This is a genomic window from Halomonas sp. CSM-2 (assembly GCF_002119345.1).
Classification (GTDB): domain Bacteria; phylum Pseudomonadota; class Gammaproteobacteria; order Pseudomonadales; family Halomonadaceae; genus Vreelandella; species Vreelandella janggokensis.
Genome location: NZ_NBYR01000005.1, coordinates 115,782 through 130,019 on the forward strand (window position 1 = coordinate 115,782; position 14,238 = coordinate 130,019).

A 14,238-nucleotide genomic window follows, 5' to 3' on the forward strand; every position below is an offset into this window, starting at 1 on the left:
CGCGATAGACTTCCTTTGAAGTCTTCCTAAATGAAAAAGCCTCGCTGTTTTGAACAGCGAGGCTTTTTCATTTATTTTTCGCGTCGGGTCAGTCGATATACTCGAAGACTTTTACAATCCGCTGGACGCCGGCCACGTTGGAAGCCGTATTGACGATGCGGTCCGCTTCTTCACGCGTCACCATTCCCATGATGTAAACGCTGGCGTTTTCCGTCGTGACCTTGAGCTTTGAAGAGTCAATGCGGTCATTGGTCGCCAGCTGAGCGATAACATTGCTGGTTAGCCAGGTGTCGGTCAAGCGTTGGGTGCTGGGTAGGCGGGCCGACACCGTGAGCTCGTTGTGTACGTCATTGACACCACGTAAGTCAGCGGTGACGTTTCCGGCCATCTCGCGCAATTCTTCGCTGGGCACTTGGCCTACCAGCAGCACGACGCCATTGAAGCTATGGGGGCGAATGCGAGCGTCACCCAGCCGTCCGTCAGCTCGGTCCAGCGCACGCCCGACTTCTCGTTCAATTGTTTCGTCAATGGCAACGACATCTTCGCCACGTTGACCGTAATTTGAAGCATCGACAGCGGTATTGGTCGCGCAACCTGCGAGCAGAATACTGGCACCCAGGGTGGCGGCCATTAACAAACGAGAAAAACGTGAGGCTGAGAGGTTTGGAGTCATTGATAGGTTCCTTTTCATTTTCGGCAGGGCGGGGTTAGCCGCCGAATAGTTGCTCATCGATTAAGTCGCAAAGGCAGTGGATGACCAACAAGTGCACTTCCTGGATGCGTGCCGTGGAGGTCGCCGGCACACGAATTTCGCAGTCATCCTGACCCAGTAGCGATGCCATGTCACCGCCATCCCGGCCGGTTAACGCCACGACTGTCATGTCACGGTCGTGAGCGGCTTGTATAGCCTGCACAATATTAGCCGAATTGCCACTTGTCGAAATGGCCAGGAGTATGTCGCCCGGTTGACCTAACGCCCTGATCTGCTTAGAAAATACTTCATTATACGTATAGTCGTTGGCGATCGAGGTTAGCGTGGAGGTATCCGTGGTTAACGCCAGTGCCGGTAAGCTCGGCCGCTCGCGCTCAAAGCGGTTGAGCAACTCTGACGAGAAATGTTGGCTATCTCCCGCGCTGCCGCCGTTTCCGCAGGCAAGAATTTTGCCTTCGCTTACCAAGCATTGCACCATCATCTGACTGGCGACCTCAATAAAAGGCGGCAGCACTTCGCTGGCGTAGGTTTTGGTATCAATGCTGGCGTTGAAGTGGTCCAGTATGCGTGGTTGAAAGTCCATTAGGGCTTCCTGGTTGTCGATTCAAAAGGCATCAAAAGCGGCTTTTACCCACTCGACTTCCATCTGAGGGGGCATGCCGGTCATGGCGATAACATCAAAACGACACGCTGACGGGTGTCGCCTGGAGGCCAAATAAAGGCGTGCGGCCCGGATAAGCCGCTGCTGTTTCTGAGCCGTTACGGACTCGAGAGGATGCCCGTAGCGGCTCGATTTGCGATGTTTGACCTCTACAAAAACCAGAATATCCGCATCTTCCATGATCAGGTCAAGCTCACCGCCTTTAACATGGTGATTACTGGCGATTAAGCGCAGTCCCTGCTGCTGCAGCCATTGCGCGGCAAGCTGCTCAATGGCTTGCCCGCGCGCTCGTGCCGTCTTCGAGCTAGTCGTCATCGCTTGCGTCGTTGTCTTCTTCATTGCTCATCAAGCCCGGGATTAAAATCGGCACAGGTGTCCCGTTCTGGAACTTGGCCCAGGGCAGCTCGCGATAGATCCTGCCGTCACCGGTGAGAAACAGCTTGCCTGTGCTGCCATCAAAGCCTTCCAGTGCAGAAAAATCAGACAGGCTTGTGGCAATTTCATAGGCATCGACACCCATGGCCATTAATCGGAACATCGAGGCATCGGGCTCTTCCCGGAGGCGCTGGTAGCTGTCGTAGAAAGGCAGTACTTCTTCACCACCCACGGCGGCATCAGGAATTTGCCAGGGAATGTCCATGAACATGACGTCATTGAGGTCCTGGTCAAGGCGCGTCTGACCCCGTCCTTCGTGAAGGTGGGAAGTGGCATAGATGGGAAGATCGGGCGCGTAGTAGTAATCCATGGTGGGCGGCACCTGGCGAGCATAGTCAGGTAGCGCGAGTAGGAAGAGGGCATCAATATCATTCAACTGGGCGCGCTCACCGCGAACGTTCAAGGCTGTCTTTACCGCATCAGAAACCGGATTGTCAGGGTTGTAGCGCACTGCGTTGCTGATATCGCCTCCCTGGCGATGCCACTCGTTCCAGAAAGCTTCGCCGACGCGCTGCCCCCAGTTGTTATCGGGTACCATAAGTGCCATTTGGCGGTGGCCATCCTGCCAAGCGCGGCGTGCGGCCTGACGCGCTTCATCTTCAGCCGAGAGGCCGTATTGGAAAAGCCGCTTGGCTTGATTGCGATCGCCACTCCCGTAGTTGAGGGCCAATGTCGGCACGGGAACACTGTCGCGCTGTTCAAGCTGAGTGACCAGTTCCTTGTCCAGCGGCCCAATCATCACCTGGGTGTTCATCTGCTGGGCGCGATCATAAAGCTCGTTGAGCGAGTACTGCGAAGCATCCAGGAAGCTCAGTTGTACATTGTCGCCGGTGATGTCGTGATGGCGGCGCATGGCGGAGGCAATGGTCTCGGCGACGCTGCTGAGCGCGCCGGATTCGGGGAGTGCCACGACGATACGGTTGATCGTTTCGCCTTCGAGTTCAGGCAGTGCAAAGCGTTCCGGATCGGGTTTGTCGAGCGCTTCGCGTGCCCAGCGCTGGCGGTCTTCAAGCGTGCGCTGCTGGTCGGCCTGCATCGGCAACTCGTCATCAAGCACCTGGGTGGCGCGCAAGACGCTGTCAGGTGCATTGAGTGCGCGGGCTAACTCGGAAAAAAGGAGTGCCCAGCGAACCCGGTTTGCTTCGGACAGCGCTTGTTCGTCAATGTTGTCAGCCGCCTCAAAGGCATTTTCGCGTTGGCCCTGGCGGGCAAAAATATTGGCCGCCTCTAGGCGCGTTCTGGCTGCTTCTTCCGGGGCCTGTTCTTCCGCCTGGCTAAGCAGGCGACCAGGGTCCTCGTCGGGTACTCGATCAACGACGCCGGGGGGCTGTGTCGCACAGCCCGCAACGAAAAGCGCCATGAGCGTAGCGGCAAGAAAGCCACGTAATGACTGTTTCATGTATCCTTCCTTAGTTTCCATTTGCACCGTCGCTGCTTGTCAACGATTTGGCGACTATTGCACAAGCATAGCGTACCGAGGGGCAAGCCATTGACGAATTGGGAGTCACGATGACACATACACCGCCGGGTACATTGTACGTGGTCGCCACGCCGATTGGGAATTTGGATGATCTTTCTGCCCGCGCCGTGCGACTGCTGGGTGAGGTGGCCCGCGTTGCCGCTGAGGATACACGTCACAGCGCCCGCTTGCTGTCGCATCTGGGCTTGAATAAGCCGATGGTATCGTTGCACGAGCACAATGAAGCGCGACGGGTCGATAGCCTGGATCGCTACCTTGAAGCGGGGGAGGATATTGCCTTGATCAGCGACGCTGGGACACCGCTGATCAGCGACCCGGGGTTCGTATTGGTGCGTGAACTGCGCGCGCGTAATCGTCATATTGTGCCGATACCTGGCCCCTGCGCACTGATTACCGCGTTGTCTGCAGCCGGCTTGCCTACCGATCGCTTTGTATTTGGCGGGTTTCTGCCTGCTAAGCCCGGCGCGAGACGACAGGCGCTGGAGGCTTGGAAGGTGCGCGAGGAGACGCTGGTATTTTATGAATCCCCGCATCGTATCGTTCATACCCTGGAGGCCTTGCATGAACAGCTGGAAGGCCGCGAGGTCGTCCTGGCTCGCGAGCTGACCAAAACCTTCGAGACATTTCTGCACGGTACGCCGTCGTCGTTGCTGGCGCAGTTGTCCAGCGATCCGAATCAGGCGCGCGGCGAGTTTGTCGTGATCGTCGCAGGTTCGCCGCCGGTAGCGCAAAGTGAGCAGCAGGCGATTGACGCCGAAACCCTGCTTGAGACGTTGCTAGCAGAAGGCGTTGGTGTCAAACAGGCGGCAAGTGTTGCTGCCCGCCTGTTCGGCGGTCGTAAGCAAACCTGGTATGCCCGCTTGCAAGGCATGAAAGGCGAGCATTGAGGCGAACGTTGGGCACTGGTATGCTTGCCGCCGGAGTTGGCCAGACAGTCGCCGCTAATGCCCCTCAAAAGGTGTTGGGGGAGGAAAGTCCGGGCTCCATAGGGCAGAGTGCCAGGTAACGCCTGGGCGGCGTGAGCCGATGGAAAGTGCAGCAGAGAGTAGACCGCCTAAGCCCTTCGGGGCCGGTAAGGGTGAAAGGGTGCGGTAAGAGCGCACCGCGCGCCTGGCAACAGTGCGTGGCAAGGTAAACCCCACTCGGAGCAAGACCAAATAGGGACCCAATGGCGTGGCCCGCGCTGGGTCCGGGTAGGTTGCTTGAGCGCTGTGGTAACGCAGTGCCTAGAGGAATGACTGTCCACGACAGAACCCGGCTTATCGGCCGACTCCCCATTCATCGGGGCATGCCCAGGCATGCCCCTCATTCTCCTGTGAGTGTACTGTCTGTGACCTGGACTACCTGTGAGCTTTACCATGCCGTCATCTGATCAGGCTAGCGCTCCATTCGAGCATACCAGTGTGCTACTGGACGGCGCTGTCGATGTCCTCGTTCATCAACCTGATGGCATATACCTTGATGGCACCTTTGGCCGTGGCGGCCATTCCCGGGTCATTTTGTCGCGCTTGAATGAGGTAGGTCGCTTGATTGCCCTCGACCGGGATCCTCAAGCCGTGTCGGCGGCGGCAGATATCGCCGATTCACGATTTACCATGGTACAGCGCGACTTTGCCCGGCTGGGCGATGTTGCCCGCGAGCAGGGTGTGCACGGCAAGCTTGCCGGGGTCTTGCTCGATGTTGGCGTGTCATCGCCACAGCTTGATGACCCTGAGCGGGGTTTCAGCTTTATGCGCAATGGCCCTCTGGATATGCGTATGGATCCCGGTCAAGGGGAAAGCGCCGCAGAATTTCTTGCTCACGCCAGTGAAGCCACCATCGCGCACGTATTCAAAGCCTATGGCGAAGAACGCTTTGGAAAACGGCTTGCGCGGGCGGTCGTCAATAGGCGGGCCGAGGCGCCATTTACGCATACGGTGGACTTGGCCGACGTACTGAAAGCCGCCCATCCGGCATGGGAAAAAGGCCGTCATCCGGCCACCAAGGCATTTCAGGGCCTGCGGATTTATTTAAACGGCGAGTTGGAACAGTTGGATGCCGCGCTTGAGGCTGCCCTCGAGGCCTTGGCGCCGGGGGGGCATTTGGTGGTCATCAGCTTCCATTCGCTCGAGGATCGCCGGGTCAAGCGTTTTATTCGCCATCATGTGCGAGGCGATACACATCTACCCAAGGGCGTGCCGATTCGAGATGACCAGTTGAGCCGTCGTCTCGAGGCGTTGGGTAAAGGAAGACGGCCGAGCGATGCCGAAGTGGCCGAGAACCCGCGTGCCCGAAGTGCGGTCATGCGTGCTGCGCGCAAACGAGAGTGATCACGGATGTCAGTATGAGTTTGGAGCAACTTGATCGGTGGTGGTCTTCTTTGCAGGCCGGATGGCCGTTTTCTTTACGTCTGCGGCCCTGGCCAGTGGCTCTTAGCCTGCTTTTTTTAGCCTGCCTGGCAACGGCTTTTTGCGTCGTCGTGACCACCCATGCGACCCGGGGGCAGTACGCTCAGCTACAGCAACTAGAGCAAGAGCGGAACCAGTTGAACACTGAATGGGGTCAGCTACTGCTGGAGGAAGGCGCGTGGTCAACGCCTGCGCGCATAGAGCAGATTGCCACACAGCGTCTGGGGATGCGTATTCCCGATGTTGATGACGTTGAGGTAATTCGGCCATGAGCACTCAGCGCCGGGGCGTCAGTTCACGCCAAGCGCCTGTCGCTCCTCCGCTGCCGGGTGGGCGGTTTTTCTTTGTCATGCTGCTTATTGTCCTGGCGTCCGCGATCCTGATAGGGCGGATTACCTTGCTGCAGGTGATCGACCGACCTTTTCTGCAAAGCCAGGGGGATGCGCGTACGCTGCGTAATGAGGTCATCCCTGCCCACCGGGGGATGATTACTGATCGCAATGGCGAGCCGCTGGCGATCTCCACGCCAGTAGTTACGCTTTGGGCGAACCCCCAGGAACTACCCGACGATGCGATTCAGCGTATCGTCCTGGCCCAGGCACTGGGTATGTCGCTGGAGTCGTTTGAGGCTCGAGTGGCGCGCTATAGCGAGCATGAGTTCATGTACCTGCGTCGCCAAATGACGCCTGAAGCCGCTCAACGTATCCTCGATTTGCGCACACCAGGGGTCTACCCCCAGCGGGAATACAAGCGTTACTACCCCGCAGGTGAAGTGGCGGCACAGCTGCTTGGCGTGACCAACGTTGATGATGTCGGACAGGAAGGGCTTGAGCTTGCCTACCAGCCTCACCTGGCCGGTCGTCCGGGGCAGCGACGCATTATCAAGGATCGTCGTGGCCGACTGGTCAGGGAGCTGGATGTTATCCGTGAAGCTCAGCCGGGTGGCGATTTGACCCTCTCAATTGATCAGCGATTGCAGTACATGGCCTACCGGGAACTCCGGTCAGCGGTCGTTGAAAACAAGGCGGATGGTGGTGTTCTGGTCATGATGGATGCCCGCAGTGGTGAAGTGCTGGCCATGGCCAATCTACCCTCCTATAACCCGAATAATCGGGCAGGGCTAGACCCCCGCGGGCTGCGCAACCAGGCGTTGGTCGATGTTATCGAGCCCGGCTCGGTAATGAAACCGCTGGCGATGTCGGCGGTGTTGGAAAACGAGGGCTTTGATCGCGATACCATTGTGGACACGTCACCGGGCTGGATGCGGATCGACGAGTACACGATCCGCGATTTTCGGAATTACGGTGAGCTGGATCTAGCGGGCATTCTCGAAAAGTCCTCCAATATTGGCATGTCGCATCTTGCCCTTGAGCTTGATGAGACGGAGATCTGGGAAAAGTATCGGCAGCTTGGCCTTGGCCAAAGTACGGAAACGGGATTCCCCGGTGAAGCCACCGGCCACTTGCCCTCACCGATACGCCTGTCGCGCAGCGAGCGGGCCGCTCTGTCCTATGGCTACGGCCTGTCGGTTTCAGCCGTTCAGTTGGCGAGTGCTTATACAGCGCTTGCCAATGACGGCAAGCGTTTGCCGCCCTCGCTGCTGCGTCTTTCTGAGTCACTTCAAGGCATCCCTGCCATAGAGCCCCGGGTTGCTAATGACTTGCTGGATATTCTGGAAAGCTCGGTCGCCGCTTATACGGGTGGCCGACGAGCTCGGGTTGAAGGTTATCGTGTAGGTGGTAAGACCGGGACGGTTCGTAAATCCGGCCAGGGGGGATATGCAAAAGACGCTTACCGTAGTGTGTTTGCCGGGATTGCCCCGATCTCGGATCCGCGCATCGTGACGGTGGTCATGATCGACCATCCCAAGGCAGGCGAATTCTATGGGGGTGCCGTGGCAGCGCCGGTATTTTCAAATGTGACAGGTAATGCGCTAAGGTTATTGGACGTGCCTCCTGATAGAGAGGCGGACTAGTGGGAAGGAGATTGCATGACGCTCAGCCCGAATGAGGTGATACAAGCGCTCACCAAGGTGTGGCCAGCCGGTGGGCTGCCCGCCTCGCTGCCATCGTTGTCCGACAATATCAATATTACCAGCGATTCTCGCCAGATCGGCCCTGGCGATATTTTTGTGGCCGTTCCAGGTGGACGGCTAGACGGTCGCGATTTTATTGATAGCGCCCTTGAAGCAGGTGCGGGCCTGGTGCTTGCACATGCAAGCGATGGTGAGATCACGCTCAATGGCCGTGTTCTGCAGTTACCTTATCTGACGCGACGGCTTGGGGAGCTTGGGCGCGCGCTTTTTCAATTGCCTCAAGGCCCTGAAGTCATCGGGGTCACGGGAACTAATGGGAAAAGCTCGGTGACGCACTACATTGCCGCGTTAAGCGATGCACTGGGTACACCGGCTGGCGTCATCGGTACCTTGGGCGTAGGCCGGTTGGGCGCGCTGAGCGATACCGGGCTGACAACGCCCGGCGCACTTGCCATGCATGCGGCGCTGGGCGGGTTGGCTCGTCAAGGTGTCAAGCGTGTGGCGCTGGAAGTGTCATCCCATGCCCTTGATCAATCGCGGCTGGATAGCGTTGATATCACGACCGGCGTGTTCACCAATTTGAGCCGTGATCATCTGGATTATCACGGCAGTATGGCTGCCTATGCGGCTGCCAAGGCCAAGTTATTCAGACGTACTGAGCTTGCCCTTGCCGTGATGAACGGTGATGACCCGCTCGTTCGTCTGATGTTGGCCGGCTGCGATAGCCATGTGCGCGTCCTGGCGACAGGCACTGAAGAGGCCGTCACGCTGCGCGTGGTGGGCTGGAATCCTCATAGTGAAGGCCAGCAGGCACTGATCGCCACGCCGGATGGTGAAAAAACGCTGTCGCTGTCACTGATGGGGCGCTTTAATCTGGATAACGTGTTGCTGGCCATGGCAACGCTATACGGTTTGGGCGAGTCACTGGATTCACTGTTTGAGGCGGCAGAGTCGCTTAGCCCGGTACCGGGACGCATGGAGTGCTACCGCCAGGCAGGCTCTCCCAGTGTGGTGATCGATTATGCTCATACGCCGGATGCGCTTGATAATGCACTGCGCGCCCTTGATGGACATGCGGGCAAATTATGGTGCGTGTTCGGCTGTGGCGGTGAACGTGATACCGGCAAGCGCGCCGAGATGGCGCGTGTGGCAGAAGCGCATGCGGATGGCGTGATCGTGACCGATGATAATCCCCGGGGTGAGTCTGCCGACAGTATACGCGCCGACATTCTGGCAGGCTTCACTCAGAAGGCTCAGCCGTTGGAAATAGCCGAGCGAGGCGAGGCGATTGCTTATGCGGTCCGTCACGCCAACCCTGATGATGTCGTTCTGGTGGCGGGTAAAGGTCACGAGCCCTATCAGGAAATCAAAGGGGTGCGCTACCCCTACCATGATGGTGAGGCCGTACAGTCCGCACTGGCCGCTCGGGAGGCGCTCTAGATGGACTGGACCCTCGGTCACGTGGCGGCGGCGCTCGCTGTTGAAGCGCCGCCATCCTTGGCGGACATGCCCATCAGTACTGTCGTCACCGATACACGCAAGATGGTGGCGGGAGGGCTCTTTGTCGCCCTCAAGGGGCCACGGTTTGACGGTCATGATCTATTGGCCGAGGCACAGCAGGCGGGGGCGGCTGCGGCTGTGGTGCAAACGCCAGTGAAGAGTCCGCTGCCACAATTGGTGTGTCCTGATACCCGTCTGGGGTTGGGGCTGCTGTCAGCCGCCGCGCGCGAAGCCTGGCAAGGCCCGCTGGTAGCGGTGACCGGCAACAGCGGCAAAACCACGGTAAAAGACATGACGGCCGCCTTGCTGGCACCGCTGGGCGCGGTTCATTCCACCCAGGGGAACCTCAACAATGACATTGGGGCGCCGTTAACCTTGCTGGCGTTGACGCCAGGGCACCAGGCGGCGGTAGTCGAGTTGGGGGCCAATCATCTGGGGGAAATTGCCTGGACGACGCGTCTGGCTCGGCCTCAGGTCGCCGTTATTACCAATGTGACCGGTGCTCATGTCGGCGAGTTCGGCGGTATGGGGCAGATTGCCCAGGCCAAGGGCGAAGTGCTGAGCGGTTTGGCGGACGATGGCGTGGCGGTTCTAAATCGCGACGATCACTATTATGCCTACTGGGCGGCCTGTGCTGCGCCGTGTCGTGTCATCAGCTTCAGCATCAAGGCACCGGCCGATATCTGGGCCGAAGCGCTTTCCTGTGACTCCCAAGGGCGTTATGCTTTCACGCTTAACTATCAAGGCCAATCCCTTGGGCGGGTGCATTTACCGCTGCTGGGCAAGCATAATGTGAGTAATGCGCTTGCGGCGGCGGCGGCGGCGCTCTCCCTGGGCGTGTCGTCGGCGCAGGTGATCGAGCGTCTGGCGTGCTTGTCCGCACTGCCTAACCGGCTGGGTGTGCTACCCGGCTTACGTGGGGCAAGCGTGCTTGATGATAGCTATAACGCCAACCCTGGCGCTGTAAAAGCCGCGCTGGATACGTTGATGAGCCTTCCTGGGCCACGTTGGTGTGCCTTGGGGGCAATGGGGGAACTGGGTAGCGACTCCAACGCTTTTCATGCTGATATCGGCCGGTATGCGGCCCAGTTGGGTGTTGATCTTCTGTTAACGCTGGGGGAAGTGGCCAAGCCGGCCAGCGATGCCTTTGATGGTGGGTTGAATTTTAATGATCACGCGACGCTTGTGCGTCATCTTCATAATACGTTGCCGCCCAATGCCAGCCTGCTGGTAAAAGGGTCGCGCAGCGCAGGCATGGAACAAGTTGTCACCGCCCTGCGCACGGATAAGATAAGGTAAACGCCGTTCATGTTACTTCACTTGGCGAATTTTCTGTCGCAGTATCAATCTGCCTTTCAAGTCTTTAACTATTTAACCTTACGGGTGATTTTAGCCGCCCTGACAGCCTTGTTTCTGTGCTTATGGCTAGGGCCCTGGGTGATAAGGCGGCTGGTCGAAGGGCAAATTGGCCAGGCCGTGCGTGATGACGGTCCGCAATCACACCTCTCAAAAGCCGGCACGCCGACCATGGGAGGGGCGATGATTCTGATGGCCATGGCCATCAGCACCTTGATGTGGGGGGACCTGACCAATCACTACGTATGGGTCGTGCTAGGCGTGACACTGGGGTTTGGCGCGATTGGCTGGATAGATGATTACCGCAAGGTGGTCGAGAAAAATCCTCGGGGTTTACCGGCACGCTGGAAATATTTCTGGCAATCAGTGGTCGGCTTGAGTGCGGCACTGATTCTTTACTTTACCGCAGCCTCGGCGGTCGAGACCAGCTTGTTGATACCGACGTTGAAAGACGTCGCGATTCCTCTGGGTGTTTTTTATATCCTGCTAACCTATCTGGTGATTGTCGGTAGCTCCAATGCCGTCAACCTGACCGATGGCCTGGATGGCCTGGCTATCATGCCGACGGTGCTGGTGGCGATGGGGCTGGCGATTTTTGCCTATGCCAGCGGCAACGCACTTTTCGCTGATTATCTGCATATCCCGTTTATTCTGGGCACCGGAGAGCTGGCTGTTTTTTGCGCCACGATAGCGGGCGCTGGATTGGGTTTTCTTTGGTTCAATACCTACCCTGCACAAGTCTTTATGGGCGACGTGGGAGCGCTCGCACTGGGCGCTGCGCTTGGCGTCGTCGCCGTTATTGTCCGCCAGGAAATCGTGTTGTTCATCATGGGCGGTATTTTCGTTCTGGAGACCGTCTCGGTCATTTTGCAGGTTGGTTCCTACAAGCTTACTGGACGCCGGATTTTCCGAATGGCGCCTCTACATCACCACTATGAGCTGAAAGGCTGGCCAGAGCCGCGGGTGATCGTGCGCTTCTGGATCATTACCGTGGTACTGGTGTTGCTGGGTCTAGCCACGCTGAAAGTCCGTTAAGTTTTTTCATTTTCAATGCGGCCGGGCCAGACATGGGTCGGTGTGAGGGAGCCGGGATGGTTCATGTTCCACCAGGAATAACGCTCGTCGTGGGGCTGGGAATCTCGGGGCGGGCGATATGTCGCCACTTGGCGCGACAGGGCGTGTCGTTCATGGTGGCGGACACCCGCGAGGAACCACCTGAAATGGCTGCGTTCCACAGCGCCCATCCTGACGTGGTCGTTCATTGCGGCCCCCTCGAGGTCCTGGATATTGACGCGGTGGAAGAAGTCGTGGTGAGCCCGGGTGTCGACCCCCATCATCCGACCTTAGCGCCGCTGGCGGCGCAGATGAACCCCCGTACTGGCGAGCCCCGGCTGGTCGGCGAAATGGCCCTTTTTGTGCGTGCAGCATCTGCCCCCATTGCCGCGATTACCGGCTCGAATGCCAAGTCAAGCGTGACAACCCTGCTCGGGCAGATGGCCCAGGTGTCAGGTGTCAACGCCGCTGTTGGCGGTAATCTCGGCACCCCGGCACTGGATCTATTGGCGCAACAGCCTGACGCTGAGCTATTCATCCTTGAGCTTTCCAGTTTTCAGCTCGAAACCACCCCCCGCCTTGGGGCGGCGGTAGCCGCCTTTTTAAATTTATCGGAAGATCACCTGGACCGACATGGCGATATGCAAGGCTATTGTCGTGCCAAGCAAGCCATTTTTCACGGTGCCCAGCATGCTGTTGTCAATGCCGATGATCCCATGACGTTTCCCAACGAGCCGGTTGCCACGCTGACTCGCTTTGGCAATCAGGCGCCAGGCAGTCGTGATTTTGGGTTGGCGATAGAGCAGGGGCAGTTAACCCTGATGAAGGGGAAAGCGCCTTGGCTTGCCGCCGATCAATTGGCGATGGTAGGCCAGCATCATTACGTTAACGGGTTGGCCGCCCTGGCCATGGGGGACGCATTGGGGTTTGATCAAACGGCCATGTGCGAGGCATTAAAGGGCTTTAAGGGATTGCCCCATCGCAGCGAGCTAATCGTTGAACTCGACGGCGTTAAATGGGTGAACGATAGCAAGGGTACCAATGTGGGAGCGACCCTTGCGGCCATTGAAGGCATTAGCGCCAGCTTAACAGGTCGGTTGATATTGCTGGCAGGCGGGGTGGGGAAGGGGGCCGATTTTTCTCCCCTGGCGGCGCCATTAAGCGCCAGCGCACGCTGCGTTATCTTGTTCGGCCAAGATGCATTGCGGCTGGATGAGGCGTTGGCTGACCACGTCGAGACGCGTCTGGTGGAAGGGCTGGAGCATGCCATGCAAGAAGCATATGCGCTTGCGAAACCCGGTGATTGTGTGCTGCTGTCGCCGGCCTGTGCGAGTCTGGACCAATTCGTCAATTACCAGGCAAGAGGCGATGCCTTTCGTCAATGGGTAGAGCAAAAGGCACGATTCTCCAGCGAGGCAACGTCATGAAGCGATTCCAGGATCTACGCCAAAAACTGTCTACCCAAGGGGCGCCCTGTGACGTCTGGTTGATCGTGGTGGCGGTGGCGCTAGCGGGTTTCGGCTGGGTGATGGTGAGTTCGGCCTCTATCGGGTTGGTCGATGACAGCTATCACTATGCACAGCAGCATGGTGTGTTCTTGCTGCTCGGCATAGCGGCATGCCTGGTGATGTTGTGTCTTCCGCTGGAGGTCTGGCGTCAAAACGCCAGTCTGATTCTGCTTGTCAATATTTTCCTTCTGACACTGGTTCTGTTCATCGGTCAGGAAATCAACGGCAGCAAACGCTGGATTGCACTGCCCGGCCCATTGCCTAGCCTGCAGGTATCCGAGCTCGCCAAGATTGGCTTGATTCTTTATATGGCAGCTTTCATGTCACGCTTTGCTTACGACCTCAGACGCAAGCCATTCAGCATATGGCGGCCACTGGCCGTATTGGCCGTGCCGGCCGGGCTGTTATTTTTAGCGCCCGATTTTGGCGGTATGGTGGTATTTGCAGCGTGCGTGATTGGTATGCTGATGATGGCGGGGGCGTCGCTAACTTTATTGATTGGTAGTGGCAGCCTGTTGGCGACGGGTGCGGTGATGATGGTGGCGCTTGAACCCTACCGGCTGGCTCGCTGGACCAGTTTTTTGGACCCATGGGCCGATCAGTTCGCGACGGGGTATCAGCTGACCCAGGCACTGATTGCCTTTGGCCGTGGTCATGTCACCGGTACCGGGCTTGGCAACAGCGTGCAGAAGTTGCATTACCTCCCCGAGGCGCATACCGATTTTATTTTTGCAGTGGTCGCCGAAGAGTTGGGGATGTTGGGCGCCATCACAGTGGTGGTGTTATTTACGCTGTTGATTGCCCGGGCCATGTTGGTAGGGCGTCGAGCTGAGCTGTCAGGGCATCTGTTTGGCGCTTATGTCAGCTATGGTATTGGTTTCATTATTGCGGCTCAGGCGTTTATCAACATGGCGGTAAGCTCTGGACTGCTGCCAACCAAAGGATTGACGCTACCACTGATGAGCTATGGCGGTTCCAGCTTGCTGGTGACCGGCGTCATGATCGGTTTGTTGTTGCGCACCGATGTGGAAACGCGCCAACAGCCAAAACGTGCCTCGACGCCCTATCGCCCGCGTCGTGAACCACGCCTCTCATAATCAAGCTTAAGGAG

General features: G+C 58.0%; 13 protein-coding genes and 1 other RNA gene. 10 read left to right on the forward strand and 4 right to left on the reverse strand.

Annotation, left to right across the window (positions count from 1 at the left end; translation table 11 throughout):
• Positions 1 to 88 precede the first annotated feature (88 nt).
• Genes B7L15_RS05520 through B7L15_RS05535 form a run of 4 tightly spaced genes read right to left on the reverse strand, consistent with a single transcriptional unit; the run spans position 89 to position 3,207 of the window.
• Positions 89 to 673 (reverse strand): BON domain-containing protein, encoded by a 585-nt coding sequence (locus B7L15_RS05520; RefSeq protein WP_233337223.1) that lies wholly within the window; start codon positions 671 to 673, stop codon positions 89 to 91.
• Positions 674 to 707: 34 nt separating this feature from the next.
• On the reverse strand, positions 708 to 1,295 hold the full coding sequence (locus tag B7L15_RS05525) for a phosphoheptose isomerase (protein ID WP_066321086.1): 588 nt from the start codon (positions 1,293 to 1,295) through the stop codon (positions 708 to 710).
• Positions 1,296 to 1,316: 21 nt separating this feature from the next.
• Positions 1,317 to 1,688: a YraN family protein gene (locus tag B7L15_RS05530; protein ID WP_085918005.1), complete on the reverse strand. Its 372-nt coding sequence runs from the start codon at positions 1,686 to 1,688 to the stop codon at positions 1,317 to 1,319.
• Positions 1,678 to 3,207: a penicillin-binding protein activator gene (locus B7L15_RS05535; protein WP_085918006.1), complete on the reverse strand. Its 1,530-nt coding sequence runs from the start codon at positions 3,205 to 3,207 to the stop codon at positions 1,678 to 1,680. Before B7L15_RS05535 ends, B7L15_RS05530 begins: the two co-directional genes overlap by 11 nt.
• 110 nt (positions 3,208 to 3,317) lie before the next feature.
• On the opposite strand from B7L15_RS05535, the gene rsmI reads away from it, so the two are divergent.
• The 10 genes from rsmI (at position 3,318) to ftsW (ending at position 14,224) form a co-directional block, all read left to right on the forward strand.
• Positions 3,318 to 4,175: a 16S rRNA (cytidine(1402)-2'-O)-methyltransferase gene (gene rsmI / locus B7L15_RS05540; RefSeq protein ID WP_085918007.1), complete on the forward strand. Its 858-nt coding sequence runs from the start codon at positions 3,318 to 3,320 to the stop codon at positions 4,173 to 4,175.
• 32 nt (positions 4,176 to 4,207) lie between these two features.
• Positions 4,208 to 4,566: RNase P RNA component class A (rnpB, locus tag B7L15_RS05545), an RNA gene on the forward strand.
• An 80-nt stretch (positions 4,567 to 4,646) separates the two neighbouring features.
• Complete coding sequence (gene rsmH, locus B7L15_RS05550) at positions 4,647 to 5,597, forward strand: 16S rRNA (cytosine(1402)-N(4))-methyltransferase RsmH (protein ID WP_085918008.1); 951 nt, start codon at positions 4,647 to 4,649, stop codon at positions 5,595 to 5,597.
• Positions 5,598 to 5,611: 14 nt separating this feature from the next.
• Positions 5,612 to 5,947 carry a cell division protein FtsL gene (gene ftsL, locus B7L15_RS05555; RefSeq protein ID WP_085918009.1) on the forward strand — a complete coding sequence of 112 codons (336 nt, stop codon included), beginning with the start codon at positions 5,612 to 5,614 and terminating at the stop codon, positions 5,945 to 5,947.
• Positions 5,944 to 7,650, forward strand: coding sequence for a peptidoglycan D,D-transpeptidase FtsI family protein (locus B7L15_RS05560; RefSeq protein ID WP_085918010.1), 1,707 nt, complete (start codon positions 5,944 to 5,946; stop codon positions 7,648 to 7,650). Before ftsL ends, B7L15_RS05560 begins: the two co-directional genes overlap by 4 nt.
• A gap of 15 nt (positions 7,651 to 7,665) precedes the next feature.
• Positions 7,666 to 9,150, forward strand: a complete 1,485-nt coding sequence (locus tag B7L15_RS05565; RefSeq protein ID WP_085918011.1) for a UDP-N-acetylmuramoyl-L-alanyl-D-glutamate--2,6-diaminopimelate ligase — start codon at positions 7,666 to 7,668, stop codon at positions 9,148 to 9,150.
• Positions 9,151 to 10,509 carry a UDP-N-acetylmuramoyl-tripeptide--D-alanyl-D-alanine ligase gene (locus tag B7L15_RS05570; protein ID WP_085918012.1) on the forward strand — a complete coding sequence of 453 codons (1,359 nt, stop codon included), beginning with the start codon at positions 9,151 to 9,153 and terminating at the stop codon, positions 10,507 to 10,509.
• A 9-nt stretch (positions 10,510 to 10,518) separates the two neighbouring features.
• Positions 10,519 to 11,601: a phospho-N-acetylmuramoyl-pentapeptide-transferase gene (mraY, locus tag B7L15_RS05575; protein WP_085918013.1), complete on the forward strand. Its 1,083-nt coding sequence runs from the start codon at positions 10,519 to 10,521 to the stop codon at positions 11,599 to 11,601.
• 56 nt (positions 11,602 to 11,657) lie between these two features.
• The gene (gene murD, locus B7L15_RS05580) at positions 11,658 to 13,046 is read left to right on the forward strand and encodes a UDP-N-acetylmuramoyl-L-alanine--D-glutamate ligase (protein ID WP_085918014.1); all 1,389 of its coding nucleotides are present in this window, start codon (positions 11,658 to 11,660) and stop codon (positions 13,044 to 13,046) included.
• Complete coding sequence (ftsW, locus tag B7L15_RS05585) at positions 13,043 to 14,224, forward strand: putative lipid II flippase FtsW (protein WP_085918015.1); 1,182 nt, start codon at positions 13,043 to 13,045, stop codon at positions 14,222 to 14,224. The genes murD and ftsW overlap by 4 nt, the downstream gene beginning before the upstream one ends.
• Positions 14,225 to 14,238: the final 14 nt, after the last annotated feature.